At 36.5% G+C, this 26,897-nt stretch carries 28 protein-coding genes; 15 read left to right on the forward strand and 13 right to left on the reverse strand.

Going from position 1 to position 26,897, the window contains the following annotated elements; translation table 11 throughout:
• Positions 1-432: 432 nt before the first annotated feature.
• A complete protein-coding gene (locus ACQKN3_RS17095) occupies positions 433-1,263 on the reverse strand; it encodes a glycerophosphodiester phosphodiesterase (RefSeq protein WP_427713530.1) in 831 nt (276 codons plus the stop codon).
• Between the two features lie 724 nt (positions 1,264-1,987).
• Between ACQKN3_RS17095 and ACQKN3_RS17100 the strand changes: the two genes are divergently transcribed.
• The 5 genes from ACQKN3_RS17100 to ACQKN3_RS17120 all read left to right on the forward strand — a co-directional run bounded on the left by ACQKN3_RS17100 (position 1,988) and on the right by ACQKN3_RS17120 (position 6,060).
• The gene (locus tag ACQKN3_RS17100; protein ID WP_427713531.1) at positions 1,988-2,482 is read left to right on the forward strand and encodes an RNA polymerase sigma factor; all 495 of its coding nucleotides are present in this window, start codon (positions 1,988-1,990) and stop codon (positions 2,480-2,482) included.
• Positions 2,479-3,027 carry a zf-HC2 domain-containing protein gene (locus tag ACQKN3_RS17105; protein ID WP_427713534.1) on the forward strand — a complete coding sequence of 183 codons (549 nt, stop codon included), beginning with the start codon at positions 2,479-2,481 and terminating at the stop codon, positions 3,025-3,027. Before ACQKN3_RS17100 ends, ACQKN3_RS17105 begins: the two co-directional genes overlap by 4 nt.
• A gap of 88 nt (positions 3,028-3,115) precedes the next feature.
• Complete coding sequence (locus ACQKN3_RS17110; RefSeq protein ID WP_427713536.1) at positions 3,116-3,709, forward strand: hypothetical protein; 594 nt, start codon at positions 3,116-3,118, stop codon at positions 3,707-3,709.
• Between the two features lie 170 nt (positions 3,710-3,879).
• Positions 3,880-4,632, forward strand: coding sequence for an SDR family NAD(P)-dependent oxidoreductase (locus tag ACQKN3_RS17115; RefSeq protein ID WP_427713539.1), 753 nt, complete (start codon positions 3,880-3,882; stop codon positions 4,630-4,632).
• Positions 4,633-4,992: 360 nt separating this feature from the next.
• Positions 4,993-6,060, forward strand: a complete 1,068-nt coding sequence (locus ACQKN3_RS17120; RefSeq protein WP_427713541.1) for an NAD(P)-dependent alcohol dehydrogenase — start codon at positions 4,993-4,995, stop codon at positions 6,058-6,060.
• Between the two features lie 99 nt (positions 6,061-6,159).
• On the opposite strand, the gene ACQKN3_RS17125 is transcribed toward ACQKN3_RS17120, so the two are convergent.
• Both ACQKN3_RS17125 and uvsE read right to left on the reverse strand, forming a co-directional pair.
• Positions 6,160-7,014: a polysaccharide deacetylase family protein gene (locus ACQKN3_RS17125; protein WP_427713544.1), complete on the reverse strand. Its 855-nt coding sequence runs from the start codon at positions 7,012-7,014 to the stop codon at positions 6,160-6,162.
• Between the two features lie 221 nt (positions 7,015-7,235).
• Positions 7,236-8,201 (reverse strand): UV DNA damage repair endonuclease UvsE, encoded by a 966-nt coding sequence (uvsE, locus tag ACQKN3_RS17130; RefSeq protein WP_427713546.1) that lies wholly within the window; start codon positions 8,199-8,201, stop codon positions 7,236-7,238.
• Positions 8,202-8,513: 312 nt separating this feature from the next.
• Here uvsE and ACQKN3_RS17135 point away from each other — a divergent pair, with 312 nt between their 5' ends.
• Together ACQKN3_RS17135 and ACQKN3_RS17140 are read left to right on the forward strand one after the other, a co-directional pair.
• Positions 8,514-9,023 (forward strand): DUF421 domain-containing protein, encoded by a 510-nt coding sequence (locus ACQKN3_RS17135; protein WP_427713549.1) that lies wholly within the window; start codon positions 8,514-8,516, stop codon positions 9,021-9,023.
• A 270-nt stretch (positions 9,024-9,293) separates the two neighbouring features.
• Positions 9,294-9,887: a hypothetical protein gene (locus ACQKN3_RS17140; RefSeq protein WP_427713550.1), complete on the forward strand. Its 594-nt coding sequence runs from the start codon at positions 9,294-9,296 to the stop codon at positions 9,885-9,887.
• A gap of 157 nt (positions 9,888-10,044) precedes the next feature.
• On the opposite strand, the gene ACQKN3_RS17145 is transcribed toward ACQKN3_RS17140, so the two are convergent.
• The 4 genes from ACQKN3_RS17145 to ACQKN3_RS17160 all read right to left on the reverse strand — a co-directional run bounded on the left by ACQKN3_RS17145 (position 10,045) and on the right by ACQKN3_RS17160 (position 14,011).
• Positions 10,045-10,662 (reverse strand): GGDEF domain-containing protein, encoded by a 618-nt coding sequence (locus ACQKN3_RS17145; RefSeq protein ID WP_427713552.1) that lies wholly within the window; start codon positions 10,660-10,662, stop codon positions 10,045-10,047.
• A 108-nt stretch (positions 10,663-10,770) separates the two neighbouring features.
• Entirely contained in the window at positions 10,771-11,244 is a 474-nt protein-coding gene (locus ACQKN3_RS17150) for a DUF2062 domain-containing protein (protein WP_427713555.1), read from the reverse strand.
• A 264-nt stretch (positions 11,245-11,508) separates the two neighbouring features.
• Positions 11,509-12,705, reverse strand: coding sequence for a M20 family metallopeptidase (locus ACQKN3_RS17155; RefSeq protein ID WP_427713556.1), 1,197 nt, complete (start codon positions 12,703-12,705; stop codon positions 11,509-11,511).
• Between the two features lie 70 nt (positions 12,706-12,775).
• Positions 12,776-14,011: an MFS transporter gene (locus ACQKN3_RS17160; RefSeq protein WP_427713558.1), complete on the reverse strand. Its 1,236-nt coding sequence runs from the start codon at positions 14,009-14,011 to the stop codon at positions 12,776-12,778.
• A gap of 234 nt (positions 14,012-14,245) precedes the next feature.
• Here ACQKN3_RS17160 and ACQKN3_RS17165 point away from each other — a divergent pair, with 234 nt between their 5' ends.
• The 4 genes from ACQKN3_RS17165 to ACQKN3_RS17180 all read left to right on the forward strand — a co-directional run bounded on the left by ACQKN3_RS17165 (position 14,246) and on the right by ACQKN3_RS17180 (position 19,570).
• Complete coding sequence (locus tag ACQKN3_RS17165) at positions 14,246-16,069, forward strand: helix-turn-helix domain-containing protein (RefSeq protein ID WP_427713560.1); 1,824 nt, start codon at positions 14,246-14,248, stop codon at positions 16,067-16,069.
• 159 nt (positions 16,070-16,228) lie between these two features.
• Complete coding sequence (locus tag ACQKN3_RS17170; RefSeq protein WP_251690245.1) at positions 16,229-16,486, forward strand: UDP-glucose 6-dehydrogenase; 258 nt, start codon at positions 16,229-16,231, stop codon at positions 16,484-16,486.
• Positions 16,487-16,794: 308 nt separating this feature from the next.
• Positions 16,795-18,315, forward strand: a complete 1,521-nt coding sequence (locus ACQKN3_RS17175) for an AbgT family transporter (protein WP_427713563.1) — start codon at positions 16,795-16,797, stop codon at positions 18,313-18,315.
• A 61-nt stretch (positions 18,316-18,376) separates the two neighbouring features.
• Positions 18,377-19,570 (forward strand): M20 metallopeptidase family protein, encoded by a 1,194-nt coding sequence (locus ACQKN3_RS17180; RefSeq protein ID WP_251690243.1) that lies wholly within the window; start codon positions 18,377-18,379, stop codon positions 19,568-19,570.
• Positions 19,571-19,669: 99 nt separating this feature from the next.
• On the opposite strand, the gene ACQKN3_RS17185 is transcribed toward ACQKN3_RS17180, so the two are convergent.
• Positions 19,670-20,521: a helix-turn-helix domain-containing protein gene (locus tag ACQKN3_RS17185; RefSeq protein WP_427713565.1), complete on the reverse strand. Its 852-nt coding sequence runs from the start codon at positions 20,519-20,521 to the stop codon at positions 19,670-19,672.
• A gap of 186 nt (positions 20,522-20,707) precedes the next feature.
• Here ACQKN3_RS17185 and ACQKN3_RS17190 point away from each other — a divergent pair, with 186 nt between their 5' ends.
• On the forward strand, positions 20,708-21,274 hold the full coding sequence (locus tag ACQKN3_RS17190; RefSeq protein ID WP_251690241.1) for a hypothetical protein: 567 nt from the start codon (positions 20,708-20,710) through the stop codon (positions 21,272-21,274).
• A 131-nt stretch (positions 21,275-21,405) separates the two neighbouring features.
• On the opposite strand, the gene ACQKN3_RS17195 is transcribed toward ACQKN3_RS17190, so the two are convergent.
• Both ACQKN3_RS17195 and ACQKN3_RS17200 read right to left on the reverse strand, forming a co-directional pair.
• On the reverse strand, positions 21,406-21,870 hold the full coding sequence (locus ACQKN3_RS17195) for a hypothetical protein (RefSeq protein ID WP_427713567.1): 465 nt from the start codon (positions 21,868-21,870) through the stop codon (positions 21,406-21,408).
• A gap of 2 nt (positions 21,871-21,872) precedes the next feature.
• On the reverse strand, positions 21,873-22,061 hold the full coding sequence (locus ACQKN3_RS17200; RefSeq protein ID WP_251690239.1) for a helix-turn-helix transcriptional regulator: 189 nt from the start codon (positions 22,059-22,061) through the stop codon (positions 21,873-21,875).
• A 636-nt stretch (positions 22,062-22,697) separates the two neighbouring features.
• Between ACQKN3_RS17200 and ACQKN3_RS17205 the strand changes: the two genes are divergently transcribed.
• Positions 22,698-22,850 carry a YrzI family small protein gene (locus ACQKN3_RS17205; RefSeq protein WP_251690238.1) on the forward strand — a complete coding sequence of 51 codons (153 nt, stop codon included), beginning with the start codon at positions 22,698-22,700 and terminating at the stop codon, positions 22,848-22,850.
• 551 nt (positions 22,851-23,401) lie between these two features.
• Positions 23,402-23,629 carry a hypothetical protein gene (locus ACQKN3_RS17210; protein WP_427713571.1) on the forward strand — a complete coding sequence of 76 codons (228 nt, stop codon included), beginning with the start codon at positions 23,402-23,404 and terminating at the stop codon, positions 23,627-23,629.
• Positions 23,630-23,878: 249 nt separating this feature from the next.
• Here ACQKN3_RS17210 and ACQKN3_RS17215 read toward each other — a convergent pair whose 3' ends face one another.
• Positions 23,879-24,436 carry a hypothetical protein gene (locus ACQKN3_RS17215; RefSeq protein ID WP_427713572.1) on the reverse strand — a complete coding sequence of 186 codons (558 nt, stop codon included), beginning with the start codon at positions 24,434-24,436 and terminating at the stop codon, positions 23,879-23,881.
• Positions 24,437-24,539: 103 nt separating this feature from the next.
• On the opposite strand from ACQKN3_RS17215, the gene ACQKN3_RS17220 reads away from it, so the two are divergent.
• A complete protein-coding gene (locus ACQKN3_RS17220; protein WP_427713574.1) occupies positions 24,540-24,722 on the forward strand; it encodes a hypothetical protein in 183 nt (60 codons plus the stop codon).
• Between the two features lie 214 nt (positions 24,723-24,936).
• On the opposite strand, the gene ACQKN3_RS17225 is transcribed toward ACQKN3_RS17220, so the two are convergent.
• Together ACQKN3_RS17225 and ACQKN3_RS17230 are read right to left on the reverse strand one after the other, a co-directional pair.
• The gene (locus ACQKN3_RS17225; protein WP_427713577.1) at positions 24,937-25,416 is read right to left on the reverse strand and encodes a hypothetical protein; all 480 of its coding nucleotides are present in this window, start codon (positions 25,414-25,416) and stop codon (positions 24,937-24,939) included.
• 902 nt (positions 25,417-26,318) lie between these two features.
• Positions 26,319-26,633 (reverse strand): hypothetical protein, encoded by a 315-nt coding sequence (locus ACQKN3_RS17230; RefSeq protein ID WP_342575945.1) that lies wholly within the window; start codon positions 26,631-26,633, stop codon positions 26,319-26,321.
• Positions 26,634-26,897 lie beyond the last annotated feature (264 nt).

A 26,897-nucleotide genomic window follows, 5' to 3' on the forward strand; every position in this document is an offset into this window, starting at 1 on the left:
AATGGAACTGTGCCTGGCATTTTTTTAGTTATGCAAAAAACCAACCCTTGTTGCTGCACCCCCAAAGTTAAAACTAACTTTAGGGGTGATTTTTTTATGGCAAAATATAAACAAAAGCGCTCAATATCCTTTGTATTTCAACAAATGCGCGTTTAATTCGGCCTCGCTTCATTGTACGCTTCTGTTTACCTGGTAATGGATCAATTCCTAAATAAGCAGGAAATTCATATCGTATATGAGTGGGAAGCGGTCATCAAAAATTGCAATATGAGAAGGCCCTGAATAGCTTAGTGTTCCGTGAATTCGAATGTGACTGCGACTTTCTTTAAAGAGTCGCTCAATTGCGTTGGAAAGCTCGACTTCTTATTCTAAAAAATCCAAATAAAAAAGGAGTAGCAACTACTCCTTTTCTTGAACTATTTTACAGGAATATTAGTTTCTAGGATCTACATAATCCGGATAATCAGAAATGATTGCGTCAACGCCCATTTCAAATAGGAAGTCTGCTGCTTCTTGACTACGAACCGTCCATGAACCAATTTGCATTCCAAGAGAGTGAACTTGATTCACTAATTCTTCCGTCACAATTCCATAACTTGGGTTAAACCAATCCGAATAAGTTGAAAATTCCTGTAAAGCTTCTAATGTTGTATCTGCTCGGTTAGAAGTTAATACACCGATTGGAACTTGAGGAAGAAGCTGATCCATTTTTTTTATTGATTCAAAGTTAAAAGATTGAATAATGATTTTTTCATTTTGTGGTTTATCGAGATTTCGTTCTATTAATGCTGCTGCTACTTGTTCTTCAATACCAGGGTAAAGCTCTGGGGCCTTTAATTCTATTAAAATTCCAACTTTCCCACGGTAAAGATCTAGAACTTCTTCAAATGTTGGGATTGGTTCTCCTGTAAATTGTTCCCCTTTCCAACTACCTGCATCAAAACTTCTAAGCTGTTTAAATGTTAAATCTCCAACTTTTCCCGTTCCATCTGTTGTACGATCTACCGTTGTATCATGAATCAATACTAATTCACCATCTTTACTTCGTTGAACATCGATTTCAATATAATCGGCTTTCATATCAACTGCTAGATCAAAAGCGGCAATCGTATTTTCAGGTGCATAAGCTGTTGCACCACGGTGTGCTACATTACTCACTTGTTTTCTTTCACCTACTGTTGGTTCTTCTGCAAATGATTGACTGAATGGGCTTAATAATAACGATAAGGCCATACCTGTTCCCACTAATAATTTTTTGCTCATTTCTCCATCTCCTATCTAAAATATGATTCATATTTATTTTAGAAAAGGGATGTTAATAGAATATATAGATATATGTATAGCTTAATAAAGATTATGTTAACGAAATTCGCTCTTTTTCCTTACGATTATTTACAAAACTAGTAATAGAATAGTAATGGAATTGTATTCTCTACTGCTATATTTTACCTACTACACTCGGGTGAACTCTAGTATTTCAAGGAGCGAGCGCTATCTGTTGTAAGGACTACGCTCTTTTCATAGGGGGCGAATGAAATTGATCTTAATGATGTTGAGCTATGTTTTATGAATCATTTTAGATCTCAGACAGTAGGGGCTATAAGAGGTGTTGTTATGAACAACGAGAAAGAGTCACAAGTTTACTTGGATGCCGTGAAGACGATTTCAGATCGATTATTATAAGAGGAGCTGGCTAAAAGCACAAGGAAGAGCTTCACCTAGTGCTAGTATTAGAGGCTCCGTAACCTGAAAGCATGTACCTTTTTTAGAGTAATTGGAATAGAGGATTTCGGTAATGAACCGGAGTTCTCTTTTTTTTGCTGTTCGAGGTAGCTTTTACTCCGATACTAATCAGGAGTCATAATATTTCTACGCCTGGCTTAAGAAATCTACGGAAACACTGATAAAAAAATATTTTAAAATAATCTGTAACGAAATAGAGGGTCGTGGTATTAATACTACGAACAACAAGAAGGTGAGGGCAGTTATGAACAAGCTAGAGGAACAATATGAACAAATTCATCCAAAACTCTACGCGTTTTTTTTATCCAAGACAGGAAATCGGATGACTGCTCAAGATCTTTGCCACGATACCTTTTATGAGGCCTGTAAAAGCATTGGTTCCTTTAATGGACATTCCACCTTGTCGACATGGATATTCGCAATTGCGGGGAATTTGTTAAAAAAATATTACGGGAAAAACAAGTATCAGCAAAGCTTAATGCAAAAACTCGCAGTGATTCCAGAGTCTGAAATGCAATCAATAGAAGAGTTGGCAGAACTCAATGAAGACACAAGAATACTTTTACATCATATTTCAAAATTAGATGATGCCTCAAGGGAAATTGTATTGCTGCGCATATACGGAGAACTGAGCTTTGCAGAAATTGGTGTCTTAATTGGTAAATCGGAGAACTATGCGCGGGTGACATTTCACCGGCTGAAATTAAAGATTCAAAAATTAATGGAGGTGACTTTATGAATAAGGAATGTCCGATTATACAAGATCTTTTACCTTTATATGAGGAAGATTTGCTTCAGCTAGGGACAAAACAATTTGTCGAGGAGCACTTGAAAAGTTGCCAGGAATGCCGCCAGATTGCAGAACAATCTCAAATTCCGCTGCCTGTGGAAGTAGAACAGGGTGGTGGCTCTAAAAAAATGATTCGGAAAATCACGCTGAAGCTGACAACGATACAGATTTTCTTTGTTGCGATTGCCTTTATACTCGCAATGGGGACTACCGTGATGAATAACAATAGTGGATTTATCCTGACCTATGCCTTATTGGGCGCAGTTACGTATATGTTTTACCGTTCAATTCTTATTGCCGTTCTGCTTGCAGGGGTACCGAATTTCATTTGGAACTGTCTGTTGTATATGACGGACTGGTTCGGAGTATTTTATGCAAACAGTTCTTCGGAAGCTTTTTTCATCGCACTCACAGCCGTGATTGTCCATTTAATATTTACTTTTATCGGCATTGCGATCGGCTTTTGCATTCTTAAAATAAGAGAGGAAAATTAATATGAAAAAGAAAATACTATATAGCGTGATTGCTGTTTTATTAATTGGTGTCCTAGTATTCGCTTACATGCAAATGAGCGGAAATACAGTGCATAAACAAAGAGCAAAGGAGAGCCTGGAAACATTTTTGCAACAAACTTATCCAGACATGGCCTTTGAGATAAAACAGGTAGGGTACGGTTGGACGGATGTTACGTATGAGTTTGAAGTGGTGAAAAAGGACTCGCTGGCAGTTGAAACGACGTATACGTTTTATGTTTCTGGTATGGAGCCTTATGAAGTTTTTAGTGATACTATTCATGAAACGAACATAGACAAAGAGGTATCCAACAAGCTGAGCGCAGAAGCAGAGCAGTATATTTTAACACTTCTTCAAGGAGAAGTACCGCAAGTTAATTCAGTGTCTACTGATGTGGGCGTATACGATCATGTTGCCGAGGCATGGACACCGAAGCTAAAAACACCCAAGCCGATGCACATTATGCTTGAGATTGAAAAAGGCGATTTGACAAGAGAACAAATGCTGCAACAATGCAAGACCATACAGGAGTTACTGAATAATGAATCCATTAATTATTATCTGACTGAGGTAGGGTATCGTAGTGTGGAAAACGGAGAAGAAATTTATGAATATGTCAGCTTTACTCCAGATCAGGAATTGACATTGGATGATTTAGATTAAAGCGAATTTCTGTAATAGCATTGGTCCAGGTAGGGCATAATAACTTAGATTGATAATTTGCCTCTAAAATGATGCAGTTGTATATTTAATTTGTTAGTAACAAAAATTTATTAACGATACTGGGAACAATCACGTTAGGTTTGTGATTTTTCTGAGAAGGAGAAATTGTATTGAAATTAAAAGACAAGGTAGTGATCATTACAGGTGGTGCTGGCGGTATTGGCGCTGGTATGGGGCGTGCAATGGTAAAAGAGGGCGCCATTGTTGTGGCAGTTGATCTTAATCCGGAAGCAGGCGCAAAAGTATTGGCGGATTTACAGCAACACTCACCAAAATCTAGCTTTATTGAATTTGATTTAACAAAGCATGATCAACTAAAAAATGTCGTGGAACAGGTTGTCGAGAAATATGGCCGTTTAGATGTGTTGGTGAATAATGCACATGCTTCTAAACAGGTACCATTCCTTGAAACAACACCAGAACATTTGGCATTGTCAATGGATACAGGCTTCTATCCTACATGGTATTTAATGCAGGCGGCTATTCCACATTTAAAGAAAACACGCGGCAATATTATTAACTTTGCTTCAGGTGCCGGGTTAAAAGGGCATAAAACACAAGCTGCCTATGCCGCAGCAAAAGAAGCGATTCGCGGGATTACGCGTGTTGTAGCAAATGAATTTGGTGCGGATGGTGTTACAGCGAACCTGATTTCACCAATCGCCAATTCAGAAGGTGTACAAGCTTGGGCGAAAGCACAGCCGGAATATTATGAAGGTGTACTTGCCGGTATTCCGATGGGTAAATTCGGTGATCCAGAACAAGATATCGGTCGTGCTGCTGTCTTTTTAGCTTCGGAAGACTCTAAATATATAACAGGTCAAACATTAATGGTTGATGGCGGCTCTATTATGCTTCATTAACATCGTACTTTAACTAAATAAAACAAACGGATAAAGGGATAACTCCCTGATACCTCTTTAGAACATGCGAAGGCGCTTTCTTTTAAGAAAGCGTCTTTTTTTTGCTCGAGAATATTATATGGTAAAGGTTTCTTTTATTGATTTCTCCCTAATTAATGACAGTTTACTTTTATATCGGTGGGGAAACGGAGTTAAAGAGAAGGTTAAATCGCGTTTTTGAAAAAACATGAACCGAGATTGGAAACCTTCTACATGCCCCATAAACGTGGCATTATGAAACAAAATATTTAAGTATCTTTTAAGCTAATAAAAAAGAGAACTGCTATTAAAAGAAACTTAATACAAGGAGAGAATATCATTATGAAAATAAAAGCTGCAGTAACTCCTAAAACGGGACAACCTTTTGAAATCAGTGATGTTGAATTGCCTGAAATAGGTGCAAAAGAAGTAATCATAAAAGTAGTAGCATCTGGTATTTGCCATACCGATGTTTCCGGGAGAGACACGGGTATGGTCAACCCACCCTCCGTTCTTGGTCATGAAGGTGCTGGAATTATTGAAGAGGTGGGGTCTGAAGTAACGGAACTGCAAAAAGGAGACCATGTGGTTGTCTCATTTGCAAGTTGCGGAGAATGCGATAATTGTAAAGCGAATCACCCTGCACATTGCAGAAATTATGCCGAACTTAATTTAAATAGTCATATTGATCAAGATACGAATACATTGGTGTCCAGATTCTTCGGACAATCTTCATTCGCGACATACTCACTTGTCCATGAAAGAAATGTCGTGAAAATTGACAAGGATATGGACTTGGCATTGGCTGCTCCTTTAGGCTGTGGGTTACAAACAGGCGCTAGTACTGTTTTAAAAGTACTTAAGCCTGAAGCAGGTAGTTCTATTGCGGTATTTGGTGTTGGGGCCGTTGGATTAAGTGGAATAATGGCTGCTAAAATTGCGGGCTGCGAAAATATTATCGCAGTTGATCTCCATGATAATCGCTTAGAACTTGCGAAAGAGTTAGGTGCAACAGCTACTATTAATAGTCGCAATGTAAATGTTGCGGAAAAAATCAACGAAATTACAGGTAAGGGTGTTCAGCATGTACTTGATACGACTGGAGTAGATATGGTAGTTGAACAAGCAATCCTATCATTAGATGCTTTTGGAAAAATAGCTACTGTTGTTACTGATTTTAGCCTTAATATACCTTTGGAAATCTTGGCACTAAAAGGCGGCAGCATTGTAGGAACAAGTCAAGGCGATGCCATTCCAAAAAAATTTATCCCGGAAATGATTTCTTACTATAAAAAGGGACAATTCCCATATGACCGAATGGTAAAATTTTATGATTTTGAACAAATCAATAAGGCATTTGAAGAATCAGAAAATGGTTCAGTTATTAAGCCTGTTTTAAAAATGAAGTAAGAAAATGCACCTTTCAAGCAATTGTTGTTTGAAAGGTGCTATCATTTTTTAATATACTTGATAGTAGTACCCCATATAGTAATACAGGTAAATGCAGTTTTATTTCTCAAAAGGAATACTCAACAAATCTGGAACTGTGACAAATTCATAGCCTTGCTCTTGCAGTTTTGGAATAATTTGTTGCAGTGATAAGATTGTATTCGTTCGATCTCCAGTCGATTCTGCACCATCATGCATGAGAATAATCGCACCTGGATGAATGCTGTCTACTACTCTCGATGCAATTACTTCTGGCGGATCTTCCTGCCAATCCAACGAATCAACATCCCAGGCAATTACGTAATCGTTCATATTGCCAAGCTTTTCGACTAATTCATTGTATAGGAAGCCATAAGGTGGTCTAAATAATTTTGTCCGGTAGCCAAGAATCTCGTTAAGGGCATCTTCCGTTTTCGTTACTTCCCTCTCAAGCGTTCCGAGGTCAGCTTCCTCGACAAGGTTAGGATGGGCGTAGGTATGATTTCCGATTACATGACCCTCGTTTTGCATTCGCTTGACAATCTCAGGGTTAGCAACGGCTTTTGAACCTAATACGAAGAATGTTGCTGGGACATTGTACTGTTTTAATACATCTAATACATCATTTGAAAATCGAGAATCAGGACCATCATCAAAAGTCAGAGCAATTCGTTTTTGATCTGTAGGACCTTTTATGAAAAATATTTCTGGATACCGTTGTTGTAAAATTCTTAGGTCAACAGGCTGCTCAGGATCCTGCTCGGAATTTTCTGTTTCTGCTTTAAGGTCAGATAAGTCTCGTTCCGCATTTTCCTGTAAGTCAGCTTTCAACAATTGTCTTGCGCCATCTGCTGCATAAACGCTCATGATAGCTGTTATAGAAAAACAAAATACAAACCCCGTAACCAACAACCACTTGATTATTTGTTCTTTCATCCATTCATCTCCTTTCTTTTTTATATTGATTCCCCTTTTAGAGAGGGCTATCCTAACTTAAATGTGTTTATATTTCTCATATTTGTTTAGCAAAGTTATTTTGAATGTTTGATCCCTTTTCATTCATATTCTCAGGTGTCCGGCGAAAAGGATGGTAATCGTCAAATAGCCCCAACACTAGCGGAGGTGGGGGCTTATTGTATATTTAGTGCCAGTTATTGTCACTTTAAATAAAAAGATGAACCATCCATGATTTCTACATCTTCACGAAGTTTTATTTCCTCCATCAAATGAAATAACGCTTCATCTTTCTTTTTTGCCTCAATCATACAATGTATTTCCGGTACTGTTCCTTTGATTTCATTTAAAAATCTGAAAAACATGTCTACGTCCACATAATCAGAATGATGGCGGAATTCTTTCTCGCTTTTAGGACTTGAAATATGCATTTTTATTGGCAACGGGGAATCCTTCCAAGTAGCGACAATTCGGTCCCACTTATCATTCCATTTTTCATTGTAATGATGAGCGAGATGGTGATGATAATCAAATACAAGAGGTATGTCTAATTTTTCACACAAATAGAGCGTATCATCAACTGTAAAAGAAGTATCATCATTTTCAAGGATAATCATCTTTTGAATGGCTCTTGGAACATCCATCCAATTGTCAACGAATTGCTCCAGGGAATTCTCGGTTTCTTTATAGTTCCCACCAACATGAAGAACACACCGGTGTGTCGGATCTATTTTCATTCCCCTTAACAATAAATAATGCATCTTTAACGTTTTTATAGAGTTTTTGACTACTTCTGTTTTAGGTGAATTCACAACGACAAAATGGTCTGGATGAAAGTCAATTCGTATATTATGTTTTGTTGCATACTCACCAATTTCAGCTAACTTCTCTAATAAGGGTTTTATATAATTCCAATCAGGCAGTTCTTCATGGTTAGCTAGAGGAATCAATCGAGAGGTTAACCGATAGAAATGAATTTCATTAAAGACATTATGTTTTAATAGCCTAAATGTATTTTCTAAATTTTTCAGTGCAATCCGCTCTAATTTTCGTATGGCGGCTTCCCGATCCTTAATTTTTTGAAACTGTGTAAACGTCATCGTTTGAGACGGAGAAGCATTTTTCAGCTCCATACTCATCGCAACATATCCTAATCGTACAATCGTCATTAATCCACCTCATCTGTAGTATGCATGGTTGTAGATAAATTTATTATCCAATACTGCATTCCAATGAAATCCAATGAAAATGAATCGTATTTTTTTATAATCAGATGACGATTGCCTTATAAATTCCAGCTAACCGAATTTTTTTAGGGAATGGCAAATTTGCATTTTTAGCTAAAAAGTATGGTGAGTGGGGTATATAAAAAGTAGATTCAGCAACTTAAGTAGTTAGGAGAATGTTTAATAAGAATCTTTAACCTACTTTTTATGAATGCCTACTTAAGTTGCTAATTATTACAGAGAGGAGCTAGAAGCATGTTCTCGATAACATTGGAAAGTTTTATTCGAATTATCACGGTTGGCATTCTTGCTTATGTTGGTCTAGTCTTCTTTCTACTGATTTCCGGGAAACGGTCATTAACCCAATTAAATGCTTTCGATTTAGTGGTAACAGTAGCCATTGGTTCTGTACTCTCTACAATTTTATTGAATAAAGATGTGAGCTTGCTAGAGGGGCTGTTAGCATTTGTCCTGTTGATTTTATTGCAGTTCTTATTGACCTTCACATCTGTACGGTGGAAAAAATTCAATAAACTCATTAAGTCAGAGCCGAGCTTGCTCTATTTGAACGGTTCCTTTCTTAGAGAAACGATGAAAAAGGAAAGAATTAGCGAGGGCGATATACTCCAGTCTGTACGAAACGATGGAATTGGAGACTTAAAGGAAGTGAAAGCCATCGTTCTTGAAAACGATGGCAGCTTATCAGTTATTAATGGAGAACTGGGAAATACCTTGGCTAATGTAAGTTTAACTAGAGAAAGCTAACGAATTTCCAGGAATTCAATGAGTGCCAAAATCCTTTATGATCATGGATTTTGGCACATTTCTTTTTTACAGACTATGGATAGATAATTCGCCTGTTTTGATACTAAATTAATGATCTGATCATTTCTTTCATACTGTTAATTACCTTCGGGGTTGTGAAGGTAATTAAAGTAAAAAAGAAGTAACAATTAGTTAATTTAATATCATGTTTAGAATTTATTGTTCCGACCAAACTAAGTAAATGACTTGGAATTTTGGGAGGTTAAATTAATGAGTAATAAGCAGTCGGTTTTAGGTGAAATTAAGCAAGCGCAACAACTACTGTCAGATAAAGCATGTATTGAAAATAACTTAATAGAACTTAAAAAGCCAGTTCCGATCTCCTTCATGAAATTATTATTAGTAAGTACCTTATCGATAATTTTATTAGTATTAGTTGATCTTGACGATGGCATTATATTTTATATAAGTACGGTGGTCATAATATCGACTTTTATTTACTTATTTCGTAAAAGTGAAAAGTTAACAAATCAGAAGTTGGAAAATAATCAACACCAAATAAATGAATTGAATCAGAAGGAAATGGAACTAAACAATACTTTAAAAACACTCAATATAGGTCCGAAATATTTAGATTTGAACATACTGGGCAAATTTGAAAATTATCTATTAAACAACCTTGCAGATACATTAAAGGATTGTGCGATAGAATATGCGAGAGAATGTGAGCAAGAAGAACAAATGGCAGAGTTAAGGAAAATTCATGCTAAACAGGATGAATTACTTAGTGAAGTCAGTAGGATTAAAGAAAATAATGAAACGTTCGAAATTGAAGATTTTAAAAGAAGGATGAAGATAGATTAAAGTTCTAAAAATAAAATTCACGTTAAATTATAAAAAGGCATGTTTTGAAAGTTCGATTCAAAACATGCCTTTTGAAGTATGAATTTAGTGATACAAAAATTAGGATATGAAGCGTTGATTGTTTCTCCATATAAGTTATTATTACGGAACAATCACATCAATGTTCCTTCTTATCCCTATACATATAAGCATCCGCCTCTTGGACAAGCTTCTGAAAACTCTTTCCATGCTGAGGGTAAATCGCATATCCGACAGAAGCCTCGACATTTGGGAAGTTTTCGGCATTTTTCAGTGTGATTGCTTGCTGGAGTTCTTTGACATAGTTGTCAGCTGTATCTTCATTCAGATTGTCTACGACAACGACGAATTCATCGCCGCCCCATCTTGCAACTAAATCATGTTTCCCGACAAATGTATCCAATGCTGTGGTAACTTGCATGAGCAGTTCATCGCCTTTTTGATGACCGAATACGTCGTTTACTTCTTTAAATTTATTTAAATCGAGCATGATGACCCCTAATGATTGTTTTTTTATATCGCTTATTTTAGCAGCCTTGTGAAAGTGTTCTTCTACTGTACGGCGGTTATAGGCACCGGTTAACGGATCTCTTTCTGACAGGTATTTGACCTTATCGAATTGCTTGCCGGCCCACCATGCGATACTGAGGAAAATGGCTGTTAAAACGAAAAATGTCCAATAAAAGGGCAAAGCTAAATACTGATGATAGTAGAAATAACGGATTATATTAAATAAGAGAACGATTCCTGTTGCCAATATTCTTCCTCTGTAGGGCATGTTATCACCTTGCTTACTTCTATATTTTAAAAAGTAATTTTATAATATTCCCGAAATTCTGCCAAGTGAGTGGTGAGGATTTCAAACTCATCGAATTTTATTTAAAATCCTCACCCGGTACGTCTTGAACATAATATATACGATGATGTATATAAGAATCGAGGAAATCACTATATTACACATGGCCCCTGTTAAAAAGGTGAATCCGCTCGAATGGGAATTCACAAATCCAGTATACGTATGTTCAATCGCATCTATGTATTCTACTTCATCGACTTCTTCGACTTTAATAGTTCGGTCGAGTAGTAAGCTCCCGACTTTATAATTTAAAAAGAAAAGCAGAGGCCAAATAAATGTGCCTAGAACACCGCCGACAAGTGCGGAAACGGTATTCGCCTTCATGAGTCTTGCCATACCGACAGAAAGAACGGGGCCGAGTCCGAATGTTGGGAGCCAGCTAGGGATAAAACCAATCGTTACCCCTGATGCGACTTGATGGGGCCCCGACTTAAGCCGAAATAGCCGGAGTAAATTATATTTAATGACGCGTGTTATTTTCATAGATGTCTATCCTCTCCAAGTACTTCGTCGCAAATGTAACAATCAATACCGAGTTGTCTCCTATAGACAGATTATACCGAACGTAAGAAAATTCTTATGCTATTGTATTAAAGGAATAAAATGTTTTATGAGGAGTAGATTGTAAATTATACAATATCTGTCTAAGTCGAACATTACAAGCAAAAGTGCCCCCTGAAAAATCAGGAGGGCACTTTTGGCTAATATTTAATAAAACAGTTGCATAGAGGCATAAGCGGGGTATTACTAATTGTCGCTTCCATCACAGTAAGAAGCGACTACAGCAGCCATTGCTTTGGCACTTATAATGAGGCTTTCTTCATTAATATCAAATTTAGGATGATGATGCGGATATGCTTCACCTGACGCTGGCATCGCACCGACATAGAAGAAACAGCCCGGTACTTTTTCAAGATAATAGGCAAAATCCTCTGAAGGCGGCAGTGGCGGTGTTTCTAAAACGGCTTCCACTTCAGGAATGGCTGCCAGCTCCAAAGCCTGACGTACATGTTCCGTTACTACAGGATGATTATTCAGAACAGGGTAGTCGTTGAGGTAGTCTAGATGACATGTGACGCCAAATGATTTTTCCAACCCTTCTGTAAAAGCACGAACTTCAGCTTCTACTATTTCCCGGGTTTCAGGGGTCATTGTACGAACATCACCTTCGATTGTCACGGAATCCTTTATCACGTTAAAAGTACCTTTCCCGTCCAGATTTCCAATCGTAACGGACGCTGTATCAAATGGGTTAATGCGGCGGCTGACGATTGTTTGCAGATTCATGACAAATGAACTTGCGGCAATAATTGCATCATTTGCAAGATGCGGGGATGATCCATGTCCGCCTTTACCTTGAACGACAAGTTTAAAATAGGATCTGCCTGTTTGCGTGTTGCCGCTTCTGTAATAAATATGACCTGTCTTCATGTTGCTCATGACATGGATTCCGATGATAGCATCAACGCCATCCAGTACACCTGCATTGATCATTCCGATCGCACCACCTGGAGGCGCTTCTTCAGCGGGTTGATGAATTACTTTAATCGTACCTTTTAATTCATTTTTAAACTCCGCCAACGTTTGCGCCAAAACGAGCATATAGGCTGTATGACCGTCATGCCCACATGCATGCATGACCCCTTCATTTTTTGAAGCGAAAGGCAGACCGGTTTCTTCCTGGATTGGCAACGCATCGAAATCAGCACGAATGGCAATTGTTTTTCCTGGTTTTGCCCCTTGAATCGTTACAACGACACCACGTTCGCCCCCAAAGTTTGTTTCAACTGAATCGACCGGAACATCAACATAAAACTCCTGAATATACTTGGCTGTCTGCTCTTCTTGAAAGGAAAGCTCCGGATGTTCATGGAGATAGCGGCGGATTTCAATAATGCGATCCTTTTTTTCATCTAATCTTTTCATTAAATTGTCTAATAACATTTGATAATCTCCCTATTTATAAAATGGACATGGCTGATCAATGCATGTCCATTCGGTATTTAAATCGTTTCTAAGTTTTGAGCTCCTGCTTTCTTCCGCCCGAAGTAGGTCGATTCGGTTTTAGACCGGCTGCAGCGATGATTCCTAAAACGGCACAGGCAATGATGTACAGAAATGCAGAGGCATAAATTCCATCAAATACTTCAATTAAATAGCCCATAACCATTGGTGCGAGGAATGCTCCAATCATTCCGCCAAGATTAATCATTCCAAAAGTTGACCCAATCACATTTTTCGAGAATAATTTATGCGGAAGGCTGAAGATGATCGCTACAATTGGTCCGTGGAAAAGCATACAGATGGATTGGTAAATAATAACGAGAGTGACTGACGGCGCATTGAATAATAAATAAAGAGATCCGATCATGATGATAAAGCTTATAATCGCAAGGTATTTTTCTTTTCCCATTAATAAAGATTTAATCAACTGTCCGCCGACGATAACTCCTATAGCACCAGCCAGAGCCGGAATGGATGTCAGCATCCCCATTGACATCAAATCAAGGCCTCTCACATCTACAAGATATGGCGGCATCCATGAGATAAGCCCCCAAATGACCGTACTTACGCCAAACCACATAATGGCCAACTGCCAGCTTGTAGGAATTTTTAACACATCTTTAAAGGATGCTTTTTGAACTGTTTCTTCCTCAACTAGTTCTACCTGCATATTTTGCGGACTTAAATAATACCAGAGTAGGGCTGCAACAAAGAGACCTAAAATTCCAATCGCGAAAAAGAGGTTTTGCCAGCCGATCCATACAAGTAACGGGGTGGCGATTAAAGGAGCAATCACACCTCCAAGTGAATTCGATGACATCATGATCGTTTGGGCACTTGTCCGTTCTTTCTTTGGAAAGACATCTGCTATTGCTTTTGAACTTGCAGCAGGATATCCGCCTTCACCAAGACCGAACATGAAACGAATAATAATCATCGACATTAAAGACCAGGCCATGCCGGTAAAAACGGTAAATAAAGACCATAAAACAATGGAGATCACAATGACCTTTCTGGAACCGAATTTATCGGCAAGCCACCCCCCAGGTAATTGCATTAATGCATAACCGGCAAAAAAACTACTCAGTACAACACCCATTACAGACGGACTAAGATTAAAGTCTTTTGCAATTTCCACAATTCCGACATTCATTGCCATTCTGTCAAGATAGGATAAACACCATCCTAAAAATAGCAGTGAAAGTATTATGTGCCTCTTTTTATTAGGAACTTGTTCATTTTTCATAAATAACCTCCCCCTGAAATTTACTCATCCAATGTGAATGTAGCTATATGAATATAAGAAAACGATTGGAATAAACAATTTTTCGAGTATGATAATTGTTTAATCAAGAAAAAGTAAGCGTTTTCTATATTCAATATTTATTGAATATTATATAATTTCAGAAATGTCATGCACATGTGCAGACAAACAAAGTTATGGAGAGAAAGTTGTTGAATTCAACAAGGGGGAGAATGAATGGAACAAAATGAGGCGTTGCTCAAACAATTAAGTAGGGAAAATCAAAAAGCCCAAAACCATGTGGTGAATCTAATGGAAAGCTTTCGAGCAATTAATTCGACACTTGAATTGGAAGAAGTACTTAAAAAAATTATGCACTCTGCATTGAAGATTGTCGAAACAGCAGAGGCTGGTTATATACAAATGTATGATGCGATCTCGGATAAGCTGATCGTAAAGACATATGTAGGTTTTAATGAAAACATTAAATTTTTTAAAGTTAACATAGGTGAGTCCATTACGGGAAAGGTGTTCAGGGATGGCGATATAAGGTTAATTACCTCAACGGAAGAAATTTATAATAGCATGGCAAATTTAAGTGAGGAGAATCTTGAATTCATTACGAAGGCTCACCAAAATAGCCCTACTATTAAATCCATTTTGTCTGTTCCTGTAGCACTTGGAACAAAAACGATGGGGGTTATGACATTTCACTGTTTTGATGTAGAAGATGGCCTAAGTGAAACGGATTTGCTACTTCTGCAAAGTTTCGCTTCCCAAGCAGCAACTGCGCTATATAATGCACAGCTTCACACGGAAGTTCAAAATAGCCTGGATGAAGTTACCCATTTATCAAAAAAGCTGAAAGAAACGAATGCGATGTTAGAGAAACGTACAGAAATTCATACGCACCTCACGAAGTTATCTGTTCAGAATAAAGGACTGGAAGCAATTATCCTGGAAATGAATAAGTTAATGGAGAGAAAGCTTGTCTATGCGGATTACCTTGAAGGAAATTACGTCCCCCAGCATATTCAACATATCGCTACCATTCTGGACGATATATTCTTGCTCTTTGCGAATAAAACTGAGGCTAGTTATGTATCAACGTACGATTCAGTTCAAATTGATTGCTATATTTATCCGATTCGGTCAGGCTCTGTTTTTTTAGGGTGTCTGATTGTAGAAGGGAACACCCCTCTATCACAACCCGATCAGTTGATTATTGAGCAAGGAGCTCTGACTCTCTCGCTTGAAATTATGAAGCTTAGATCCCAGACTGAAATTATGTACAAGAAAACCTATGAAACCTACCATCGTTTTTTGGAAATTAGAAATCTCCAGCAGGCTGAGCTTGTTGCGCAGGAGTTAGGAATTCATCATGATCATTTTCTCCAAATTGCTTTAATTGAGCTAGATGGAAATGCGGATTTGCTTTCACTTGAAAATGATGCACTGCTTCTTCTAGCATATTTAAAAGAGAAGTTACGTTTAGAGAACAGTCTTTTGTTTAGCTACAATAATAAAATTACCGTTCTATCCTTTACCCGAGATTCAGCTGGAGAAGGCATGATTACGAACATATTAAAAAACGGTATGAATTGGTGGAATGAGCGGTTTACAGTAGTAGCCCGGGGAGGATTAAGCACAGGACAATACTCTCCCGGCCAAGCTAAAGATTATCATATGAAAGCGGAAAAGGCTCTTCTTCATTTGAAAAAACAAAAGGAAAAAGGCCTTCTGCATTACCGGGATATTGGCATTAGTACGCTTTTTTTACATCATCCTGCTGAAGAAATTAACTCATTTCTAAGTGAAACGTTTTCTGTATTGTGGAATAACAATGAAACAAACGATGAACTTCTCCATACGCTTTTCACGTATATACAAAACAACCGTTCCATGGCAACGACGGCAAAGGAACTCCATATTCATACAAATACGCTCTATCATCGTATAAAAAAAGTTGAAGACTTATTAAAAATTGACTTCAACCATTACGAAGATCATCTAAAAGTACTGCTGGCTGTGTATCTTTATAATACCTTTATGACCGATTGACATTCAGTCGAAAGAGGCTTAAAACTTATATTTTTTATAATTCAGATAAAAATTGGCGATTCATTTTGTGAAAAAAAGGGTAATGGTAAGAAGCCGATTAATTAAAAAGCTTATCAAAGGGTGGCATCACGATACTAAACAGAAAAGGGGATATGGACTATGCTACAACTATTTTTTAACGACGATCATTTAATTTCAATTACGGGGGATCAGGATATTTTATCGAAAGTACCCGACAATTATAAGCATTACGATTTAATTAAAATCAGAAGTGAATTGGTTACTACAGAACATTTAGTAGAGGCTTTCGAATTTGCTTTACGTAAAAAGGATACAGGGGCAGTACATGCAGCGGCCTATTATGCTAAATTAAAAAATATGTACGTTCAGAAAAAACGTGCTCTCACTAATAATTAACATGAAGATGTGAGCTTGTTAAATGAAAATTCGTTTCTACATATGAGCATCACCATAAAATACGAAATGGAAAGCATGGGAAACATGGCACAACTGACGTGCCATGCTATCGCCAGGCTTTTTTTGTGTGCAATTTTATTTTGGGGGAAATACACTCCCCTAGGAAAAAGCTTAGCACCCAAAATACCCCTTAAATATACAAAATTACTATATAAATATAAAGAAAAATCTAAAAATTTGCATAACTCATTGCTATCTCCTTTATATTTTGCTATTCTTTTAAACATTAAACTTCTAGGGGGACGCATATGGAAAGTAAAGCTGGTAAGAAAAAATTGGTTGATAGGTTTCTTGACGGAATCGAACGAGCGGGAAATAAACTTCCGGACCCAGTTACGTTATTCGTTATTTTAGCATTTTTTGTTCTTGCGCTATCACTGATTCTATCAAAACTTGGGGTTTCTGCCGTTAAGCCAGGAACTGACGAAACAATCGAAGTGATCAATCTATTGAATCGTGAAGGACTCATTCAAATTGTTACAAACATGGTCAGTAACTTTACTGGATTCGCGCCACTTGGCATCGTGGTTGTAACAATGATCGGTATTGGGGTAGCTGAAAACAGTGGCTTAATATCAGCATTAATGAAAAAGACCGTTTTAAGTGCTCCTAAAAAAATCATCCTGCCTGTTATTTTATTTACAGGTCTTGTCGGGAATGTTGCCGCAGATGCAGCCTTCATTATTTTACCTCCAATTGCCGCCATGATTTTCATGAGTGTTGGACGAAATCCGCTAGTTGGGTTAATCGCTACCTATGCAGCAATTGCCGGAGGATTCAGTGCAAATATTATTATTTCGTCTTTAGACGTATTATTACTGGGCATTACACAAACTTCAGCCCAATTGGTTGATCCTACATATACCGGACTTGCAACAATGAACTACTACTTCCTGATCGTTTCGACATTTGTACTAGTTGTTGTCGCAACTTGGGTAACAGGTAAATTCGTAGAACCTCGCTTTGGTAAGTACAGCGGGAAAATAGAAGTGGCTGAACCACTGACAGCTTTAGAAAACAAAGGGCTTCGCTGGGCAGGGGTTGTTACATTAGCATACATCATTTTAATGGCGATTTTGGTAGTACCGGAATCAGGGCTACTGCGTAATCCGGAAGATAACGGCTTTTTAAATTCACCGTTTATGACGGGTATTGTACCAATTATGCTGTTCTTCTTCTTACTACCGGGCTTAACATACGGTATCGTTACGAAAAAAGTGAAATCGGACCGTGATGTAGCGGAACAAATGTTTAAATCAATCGGTGACCTTTCTTCATTCATCGTATTGGCATTCGTAGCAGCACAAATGATTGCCTATTTCGGATGGAGTAACATTGGACCAATCTTAGCAATTAAAGGCGCAGAGTTTTTACAAAATATGAATTTTACCGGCGCACCAATGTTTATCGGGTTCATTATTATTTGTGCATTCATCAACTTACTGATCGCAAGTGCATCGGCTAAATGGGCATTACTTGCTCCGATTTTCGTACCGATGTTCATGTACTTAAACTACTCACCGGCTGTTACACAAATGGCGTACCGTGTAGGGGATTCCATTACGAACCCGATTACACCGATGCTTGCATACTTTGCGATTTTACTGGCATTTGCTCGACGCTATGACAAAAATATCGGAATCGGTACGTTAATCTCAGCGTTACTGCCTTACTCAGTATTCTTCGCAATTATGTGGATTATTTTATTCGCAATCTGGTTCTTACTTGGCCTGCCATTAGGACCTGGCGACGGCATTTACTTGAAATAATAGTCAGGATACACGAATATCATTTGAAAAACAGACAACTTAGAAAATGGGGATGGAAAACATGACGAATATTTTTGACATACTGGAACAGCATTTTGATGAAATGGTAGCGATCCGTCGTTACTTGCATGAAAACCCGGAGCTTTCACATGAAGAGGTGGAGACGCCAAAATATATTGCAGAATACCATCGTGCGCTTGGACATGAAGTGCGTGAAGGGGTAGGGGGACGCGGGGTAGTGGCTACATTACGCGGTGGTCAACCTGGTAAAACGGTGGCATTACGTGCTGATTTCGATGCACTGGCAATTCAGGAGCAAAATGATGTCCCTTACAAATCGAAGGTAGATGGCCGAATGCATGCATGCGGTCATGATGGGCATACAGCGTCACTCCTTGTATTGGCAAAGGCACTGAACAAAATCCAGGACGAGATTCAGGGGAATGTTGTGTTCATCCACCAATTCGGTGAAGAAATTGCGCCGGGTGGAGCGATTGCGATGATTGAAGACGGCTGCCTGGACGGAGTAGATGTCATTTTCGGGCAGCATTTATGGGCACCGGTAGAGCATGGGAAAATTGCTGTATGCGAAGGTCCGTTAATGGCTGCAGCGGATGGCTTCTACATTACGATTAAAGGAAAAGGCGGACACGGGGCAAAACCACAGGAAACGAAAGACTCGATTTACATCGGTTCACAATTTGTTGTGAATGCCCAACAGCTTTTAGGCAGACGTATTAGTCCTGTGAAACCGGCAGTTATTTCGGTATGTCACTTTGAAGCGTTAAACCCCTTTAACGTCATTGCCGATTCCGTAAAAATCAAAGGAACTGCACGTGTATTTGATGAAGAAACGCGTGACCTGATTGAACGTGAGCTGGAAGATGTTCTGAAGGCAGCTTGCTTGGTGATGAAGGCCGATTACGAATACGATTATGTGCGCGGATATTCGGCTGTCATAAATGATCGGGAAACAACAAGATTCTTTATCGAACAGGCAAGACAAACGCCGGGTGTTGAGGAAGTGGTTATTTGCGAACCGGAAATGGGCGGAGAGGACTTTGCCTACTACTTAGAAAAAGTACCGGGAACATTTTACTTCACAGGTGCCCGTGACCCTGAGAAAGAAGAAGCGTACCCGCACCACCATCCAAAGTTCGATATCGATGAGCGTGCACTTCTCGTTGCAGCAAACACACTTGCAAAGGCGACATTAGAGTATTTAAAGAAGCATGCTGTGAGTCGTGTTATATAAACATAGAGCAGTTAAGGGACATAACATAGTTTTGTGTTATGTCCTTTTCTTATGTACAATTGGCGGTAAAATAAATAGGGAGAGAGACATTTCATAGTATCAACTAATAAATTGTCTTATTTCATTAGACAGTTTCTGTACTAAATCATCTTCTTCTATTGCTAGTAACAATTGATTCCCTTTATCTATCCACACATTCCCTTGCTGTTGTAGACGGTTTAAACAGACCCCTTTACGAATATAACAAATCGCTAATTGAATATAGGTCTTTTCAGTTCTACAAATAGTTATTGCCTCCTCTAATTCATCTATTGCCTTTTCAAATTGTTCCTCTTTCATTAACAAATACGCAATATTAATAAACATATTAATTCTAATACGCTGAAGTCTAAATAGATTCCCATACTTTTCAATCGATAACTCCACTAATTTTCTTATTTCAAATATGGTTTCTAATGGGAAAATGAAAAGAATTGAATTCAGTAGATAAAGATCCATCACATACAGCATATTCCGCTTAGAAACTCTTTCCCACACTTTATTGGCAGATATACTTGCTTCAGTAAAATCCTTCTTTTCCAACAATGTAAGGAATGCTTGGCATAAATAATAAATTTCTTTAATTAAATAATCTTGTGTTTGGTGTTTTTCTAAATACTCTTTGGCTAACTCATTAACTTCTAGTAATACTGTCTCATCATTATAGGACATGTAAAAAAAGCGATGAATAATTTCGTCTCGTATTGTAAATTGATAGTCATTTTGGAGAAATTTAAATTCTTCTAAACTCATATCAAGTTTATTTAAAATATTCAGGAACACTGATGCACGAATTTCTGTTCTACCTAGTTCAAACTTTGAATAAGCACTTTGGGTCATCAATGAATCTAATACATAATTTTGAGATAAGCCTTTATTTCCACGGATTTCTTTTACTAATTCACCTAACATATATTCCCCTCCCTAAATAAGTCATTTTTGACTATTTTTACAACTTAAATCTCCCTTATATTATCATACTGATAAAGGAGGTGAAGTTAAATTATGTACGAAGTGGTGAGCGTTTTATTAGATATATGGTTAATTGGAGTAGGACAATAAAAATTTTACATTTAAATGATGGGGAGGATATTTAAAATGAAATTTAAAAAACTATTAGCTTGTGGTATTGCTACAAGTATTCTTTTCTCTACTTATGGAGGAGCTGTATCTGCCGCTACATATAAATCTCCAACTATTATTCAACATCAACAAAGTGAAGTTGATCAACTAGCAGGAGATTTAGAAGTTTTATTTACAGAATATGCATATCTTGACGGGGATCGCTATGTCCTTGACACTGAATTAGCCGCAGCATACTTTGGACAAGAAAATATTGCTGCTTTATCAGCTTTCATTAAATTAGTAAATGGCGAACAGCTTACTGAAGAAGATTTAATTGGGATTCCAGCTCCTGCATTTATGGCTGGATCCAATGGGACAGGTATGATTAGTGCAAATTCATGGGCAAGTTGTGTTGGAGACAGAATTTTAGAGTTTACAGGAATTGGATTCTTGAGTGGTGGAATGTGGGAACTAATTGAAAAGAAAAACTGGAACTTACTTGCTAAGGAACTAGTTAAGGTTGCAGGTAAAAATGCAATTAAAGGTGGCGCAGTGGGGCTAGCTGCTAGTTTAGCTTGGTTCTCAGTTGCGTGCTTATAAAAATATAATACTAATTTTTTTGTGTACTAACCTAATATTATAAACAACAACCCTATAAGATGGAATATCTTATAGGGTTTTATAGGGGAAAAGAGGGATAACAAGATATAGTCTAAATCAATTTTTATTGTTTAACCAAGATTTCTATTCTTTTTATAAGATAACTTAAGTGATAACCAATTGATGATCATAAGAATAATTGCAGCAATAAGCGCGACACCCAATATTTCAGTAGTTTCTTTAAGATCGGTTGGGATTCCCTTGAAAATTAATGTCAGCAATGCGAACATCACAAAAAACTTAAATGAGTTTTTTACTAAGCGTTTATTTTCTTTAGAATAGTCCGAACTTGTAAAGATTGCGGTATATTCAATACCGGATAAAATGTATCGAATTAAAATATAACCTGCAGGAATTGCTATGTTTATAAAGGCAAAGAATTCATTATTAATAAAATCTTTATTATAGAATTGAATGGAAATTAATAAAAAGAAATTAACTATAATTACTAATAACAAAGCTTCACTGAAAAAACCTTTAATTTTATTTCTCTTATACTCGTCTGACGGTAAAAAGAAAAGTAGTGAATTTTTCATAATTATTCCTCCCAAAATAAATCATTTAATGTTAAATTGAGCGCTTTTGCAATGGCAATACATAGTGTTAACGAAGGATTAAACTTATTGTTTTCAATTAATCCAATAGTTTGACGTGTAACACCTGTCCGTGCAGCAAGCTCATCTTGTGTCATATGTAATCCCGTACGTATTGACTTCACTTTATTCATTTAGCTTCTCTCCTATTTCATATTCGGTATTACAACTGTTTTAAATGTAACATATAAATTGCGTACGCGCAATATATATATTACATAAATGCAATTTATATTTTGCGTTCATCTAAATCCCAATAATTTTCAGGAGAATTTGGATAGGTGGTAACAAAAACGAAGCGTCTTTATATAATGAAAAAGCGCGAATGATTTTTACACAATTGTGTTCGTAGTTGGATGAGGGGCACATCAATCTGAAAATCGCCATAAAAGTAAATAATGTTGCTATATCAACTTTTCTACACATTACTTTTGAATTAGATATTACTTTTTTTTGAAAAAATACAAAAAAATGTTTACAGATAATGTAAGGATGAGTATACTTACACAATAATCAAAAAATTCTAAGGAGGTCGAAGAAAATGATCATTATCAATAAATTAATGTCACTAGTAGTTATAACTTCAATGAAAACAAAAATCACACATTCGACCAGACTGGAATGGATTGCTTAAACTCTTGATTAATTAAGTATGCCCATACCGCAGGGAGAAGTGTGTCCCTGCGGTATTTTTGTGCCTTTTTTTACCGCAGGGGGAGTCTCTCTGCGGTATTTTTCATTTTTAGGGCACTTTAAGGAGGTGATAATCCATGATAGTGAACTTTTTTACCCTTTCGATCGCTATTACAAAACGGGAGCGTGAAATCTCTCGTGAGAAAGCAATTCATGAAGAAAAAGTAAAAAAAATCTTTGAAGAGAACAAAAGAAAAGTAGAAGATTACACGCGTCAACGTCATTATTAATTTTGGTAATTTAAAACAAAGAAAGGTGGGACTTGAAATGATTTTTATGAGTAAGAGAAGGTATGCAGTTTTGTGGTTGGAGAAGGACTCCACGTAGCTACGGATATGAAATGATAATACTTAAGTCAAGTGAAGGAGCTGTGAGAAAAGTAATATCATTTCACCCAGCTCCATATCAAGGTGTTATTTAGCCGCGTTTGGCGCGGGGTGGCCGGATTTCAGAAATGAATGCTAAGACCTAATGGGAACAGGATCTTACCGGCCTCCAGCATCCTTGATTTTGTGGATAATCTGATTGTAGCTTCAACAGTGTGAAAGCATAAAATCGTACATAACCTTAATGTGGTAAATCTTTCTGAAGATCTCCTTAAAGAGAGAGTTCCATCTTAAGTAACAATTAAATAGCTTCCGAAACCCAGCTTTTGACGCAATTTTTCCATTACTGTTATATAAGATTAGATATCATAGTTTATTGCGATAAAATATTTAAGTACGGTGGGATGGCTAAAGTCATTAAGAGAGCTGGCAGATTACATGAGTGGAGGAGAACAATGAAATTCTTCAAAAAGATGTCTGAATTTGAGCAAAGTAATTGGAAAAGTGGAGCACTCCTTGGTTTTTATACATATATGTTACTGTTATTTATCAATTATATTTACGATTTAATATTTAAAATTGAGCCACTTACTTCAGGAATAATTTTTTGGACGGGAATTTTAATAGCCTTTGGATATGAGTTAGTACTAAATTTAAAGTCTAAAAAGGACGTGAAAAATTGAACTGTATCTGGACAATATTTCGGAAGGATCGACCGTATTTTCGTTGACCCTACATACCAAGGAAGCACGAGTAATTTAGTTGGAAGTCAGATACTCGATTTCAAGCTGAATATAGAGTAGTTAATGTATATGGGAACAAGTGAATACAAAAAAGAAGACCATTGCCACAACAAGGGTCTTCTCTATGTCTTGTATGAGTGGCAGTACACTGTCTGCCGCTAAAAGCGAAAAACTTCTACTATAAGGACTTTACTTTTTCTCCTGTTCAATAAATTCAACATTATTTAGTTGAGCTACCTTATAAATTTCACTTTTATCTTCTTGTAGGAACTGATCGTTTAAAGGAATTCGAATAGAATCTCCTACCACTGAAGTAAAAATATATTCTTCATGCTTACCTATATCATCGAAATAATATTCGAGAACTACTTCTTGGATTTCAGACCATTGAAACGTTTTTTCGTCGAATAATTTATTGGAGACCACTTCTTCTTTTCCTATATATGTATAACTTAAAATCGATAAATAGAAAACAAAGAGTCCGCCTGCAATAATAACACTTGATAGGCTAAAAGTGAGTTTGTTCTGTTTAATTACCGGAATCATTAATCCGATAAATAAAACAAAACATGCAGCCATTACTAGTCTGAAATTTATTCCATCCGGATAGAGTATGATTGCCAATCTATCAAATAAAAATGTTTGAACATAGAACACAGGAAATATTGCACCTAAAACAGGTATGCTGATAAGGGATAATATGGCGAGCACTAAAAAGATTAGACGAGGCGAGTAATGAGTTCGCATTTTAATTCCTCCCATTATAATTTTTATGTTACTAACTTATACGGATATGGAAAGATAAAGTTTCAATTTTCTGACTTTGTTATTTTAGAATCGGGTTCTAGTATTGAATCAAGCACTTTTAGGCTGGGTTTTTGGTGTACTTATAAGTGTATATATTATAGGTATATGGAAAAACAGAGAAGTAGACTGGGGACATTTTGTTACTTTGAATATAGGTGGTTTAGTTGGTACAGCTATTGGTTTAGGAATAAAGAAAGTTATTGCTGAAAGTAAGAAACAGAATTGAATTTATTCTCTTAAATAAAGTAACTAGGGTTTAGTGCAATAAGAATTTATAAGGTATACATAAATAAACTTAATGCCACGGCGTTATCAGAAGGGCACCACTTCACGAACTTGTATAGCATATTTCTTATTCCACAATCTGTCCCAATTGATGCAAAAAAGAAGACCGTTGCCTCAACAATGGGCTTGGGTCCTAGCTGCCTGAAATTTAATGATTATTGATTAAGAGATTCTTTTGTTATTGTTTCTAAAAGCTCAAATAAGCCACTATCATTCGAAAATTTATAATATATATGATCGCTATCATTGTCATCTTCATAGACAAATATTAATTTTTTTTGAGTTGGATTAAGTTCTAACTCATAAAGCTTATTCAATGAAATATTGATAAAATAATTTCCATCCGCATATGAATCTGAACTAGATGATATTTCAAATTTTGAATTCTTAAAAGCTTCTAGAATTGCTGTTTTATCCTCCTCAGACAGCTTAAGTTTTACAAAAAGCTCTTCTGTCTCATGATCCAATTTATAACCGTCAACATTAACGTGTTCTGATTTAAAGTCTATATCATTAAAAACTTCATCGCTGGCTAATGTATTGCTGTTAAAAACAAAGAAAGCCACGAATAGGGCAACTATAAACAAAATGAATATACTTACTATCATTTTTTTACTCTTAACTTTAGAATTCATAAGCAACCTCCAATTCACCCTTATATAAATTATATATTTAATTTCACTAAATAGTGAGAACTGGTAATATTTTACTTAAAATATCGGAAAGGTTATGGGGAATCGAGATAATCCTTTAATTTTTATTAAATTTTACAATTGTATAAAAGATTGTTATTCCACAATATGGCCCTATAACGGAAAAACGCGATTTTCTTATTAAAGAATCGCGCCAAATTGTTGAATAAGAGGTCGTCATATTCAGGTAGTTACTACCTTACATAAAAAAGAAGTACCAAATACGATTTTGAGTACGGGAATAGACTGTAATTAACAACATCTTCTGTTTTAATTGTCTAGACTAGAGTATTGCTATAACATTTTTAAATTGAATAATAAATAATCCATTCAAAAGGAGGTTAAGGACATTCTTACAAATAAATATATACGTCCTCTTGTATTTCCAAGTCTTTTGTTTATAAGTATGACTATTTTAAATATTTATCAAGATAACGGGATTCAGTGGGGGGATAATCTTTTTCTCTTCCTTTTCACATTAGTTTTCTACAACTTAATTTTATTTTTGCTTAAACGGTTTAAAGAAACACCCCCTTCAAAATAACTTTTTATTTGTTGAATTATTCGAGTAATACAAATACATACAAAATAAAATTCCCAAATGAAAAGCTTGTGGTCAACAGAAAAATCGGTAAAGGTGTAGCATTTTAACAAAGTTCGATTAATAGTAAGTTGCAAACGCTGATTTTTTACAGAAAGAAATCAACTGTTTTGAAACAAAGTTTGAACAAAATAGTTGGTTCTTTATTTATCTAGTTTGGTTCTTATAAAAAATTTTGATGATTGCGGGATGCGAATATTCAAGAAAAGCGCCCGATTGTGGAATAAAAGTAGTCTTAAATAATTTAATCTTTTTGATTTTCTATACGCTCAATTTGTTCTAAAACCCAGGATTTATCTCCTTTTTTTGAATACAAAGAAAAATACTCTTTATCTTCCTCAATTAAGTTCCATACCATTTCTTCTTGAACTACAATCTTAAATGCTTCTTCTTTAGTTTGATTATTCGGGTCGTATGCTTTAACCCAATACTCTTTATAGTCACTTGAACACCCCTTTTCAATAACAATCAACATAGAAGTAGTTGATATGAAAGGTCCTCCACAAGATGCGAGAACTAATAAAACGACTGTAATCATTAAAATTGAAGCTTTTTTCATTGTACTCCCCCATATTTAAATTTCTCAACTTAATTCCAATATCTCTACCCGTCAATTTAAGAATACTTTTAACAATATCTTCTAAATTGTAATCTAGATAACTATGTTGGGTTTAATTATATGTCCCTTTAAAGGAAAAGGCGAAAAAGGACCCTCTCCTTATTCAAGGAAAGCGCCCGATTGTGGAATAAGTATGACACTATGCAGATATACAACGTTAGTGACAAAATGTTACCAAACGATGCTTTGGGAACGTATAATTCT

The organism is Solibacillus sp. NPDC093137 (assembly GCF_050280445.1).
Taxonomy (GTDB): domain Bacteria; phylum Bacillota; class Bacilli; order Bacillales_A; family Planococcaceae; genus Solibacillus; species Solibacillus isronensis_B.

Coding starts and splice junctions, on each gene's coding strand:
- ACQKN3_RS17095 (WP_427713530.1), bottom strand. CDS start 1,263: ATGAGCAAAAAATTATTAGTGGGAACAGGTATGGCCTTATCGTTATTA.
- ACQKN3_RS17100 (WP_427713531.1), top strand. CDS start 1,988: ATGAACAAGCTAGAGGAACAATATGAACAAATTCATCCAAAACTCTAC.
- ACQKN3_RS17105 (WP_427713534.1), top strand. CDS start 2,479: ATGAATAAGGAATGTCCGATTATACAAGATCTTTTACCTTTATATGAG.
- ACQKN3_RS17120 (WP_427713541.1), top strand. CDS start 4,993: ATGAAAATAAAAGCTGCAGTAACTCCTAAAACGGGACAACCTTTTGAA.
- ACQKN3_RS17125 (WP_427713544.1), bottom strand. CDS start 7,014: ATGAAAGAACAAATAATCAAGTGGTTGTTGGTTACGGGGTTTGTATTT.
- uvsE (WP_427713546.1), bottom strand. CDS start 8,201: ATGACGATTGTACGATTAGGATATGTTGCGATGAGTATGGAGCTGAAA.
- ACQKN3_RS17135 (WP_427713549.1), top strand. CDS start 8,514: ATGTTCTCGATAACATTGGAAAGTTTTATTCGAATTATCACGGTTGGC.
- ACQKN3_RS17140 (WP_427713550.1), top strand. CDS start 9,294: ATGAGTAATAAGCAGTCGGTTTTAGGTGAAATTAAGCAAGCGCAACAA.
- ACQKN3_RS17150 (WP_427713555.1), bottom strand. CDS start 11,244: ATGAAAATAACACGCGTCATTAAATATAATTTACTCCGGCTATTTCGG.
- ACQKN3_RS17155 (WP_427713556.1), bottom strand. CDS start 12,705: ATGTTATTAGACAATTTAATGAAAAGATTAGATGAAAAAAAGGATCGC.
- ACQKN3_RS17160 (WP_427713558.1), bottom strand. CDS start 14,011: ATGAAAAATGAACAAGTTCCTAATAAAAAGAGGCACATAATACTTTCA.
- ACQKN3_RS17165 (WP_427713560.1), top strand. CDS start 14,246: ATGGAACAAAATGAGGCGTTGCTCAAACAATTAAGTAGGGAAAATCAA.
- ACQKN3_RS17170 (WP_251690245.1), top strand. CDS start 16,229: ATGCTACAACTATTTTTTAACGACGATCATTTAATTTCAATTACGGGG.
- ACQKN3_RS17175 (WP_427713563.1), top strand. CDS start 16,795: ATGGAAAGTAAAGCTGGTAAGAAAAAATTGGTTGATAGGTTTCTTGAC.
- ACQKN3_RS17180 (WP_251690243.1), top strand. CDS start 18,377: ATGACGAATATTTTTGACATACTGGAACAGCATTTTGATGAAATGGTA.
- ACQKN3_RS17185 (WP_427713565.1), bottom strand. CDS start 20,521: ATGTTAGGTGAATTAGTAAAAGAAATCCGTGGAAATAAAGGCTTATCT.
- ACQKN3_RS17190 (WP_251690241.1), top strand. CDS start 20,708: ATGAAATTTAAAAAACTATTAGCTTGTGGTATTGCTACAAGTATTCTT.
- ACQKN3_RS17195 (WP_427713567.1), bottom strand. CDS start 21,870: ATGAAAAATTCACTACTTTTCTTTTTACCGTCAGACGAGTATAAGAGA.
- ACQKN3_RS17200 (WP_251690239.1), bottom strand. CDS start 22,061: ATGAATAAAGTGAAGTCAATACGTACGGGATTACATATGACACAAGAT.
- ACQKN3_RS17205 (WP_251690238.1), top strand. CDS start 22,698: ATGATAGTGAACTTTTTTACCCTTTCGATCGCTATTACAAAACGGGAG.
- ACQKN3_RS17210 (WP_427713571.1), top strand. CDS start 23,402: ATGAAATTCTTCAAAAAGATGTCTGAATTTGAGCAAAGTAATTGGAAA.
- ACQKN3_RS17215 (WP_427713572.1), bottom strand. CDS start 24,436: ATGCGAACTCATTACTCGCCTCGTCTAATCTTTTTAGTGCTCGCCATA.
- ACQKN3_RS17225 (WP_427713577.1), bottom strand. CDS start 25,416: ATGAATTCTAAAGTTAAGAGTAAAAAAATGATAGTAAGTATATTCATT.
- ACQKN3_RS17230 (WP_342575945.1), bottom strand. CDS start 26,633: ATGAAAAAAGCTTCAATTTTAATGATTACAGTCGTTTTATTAGTTCTC.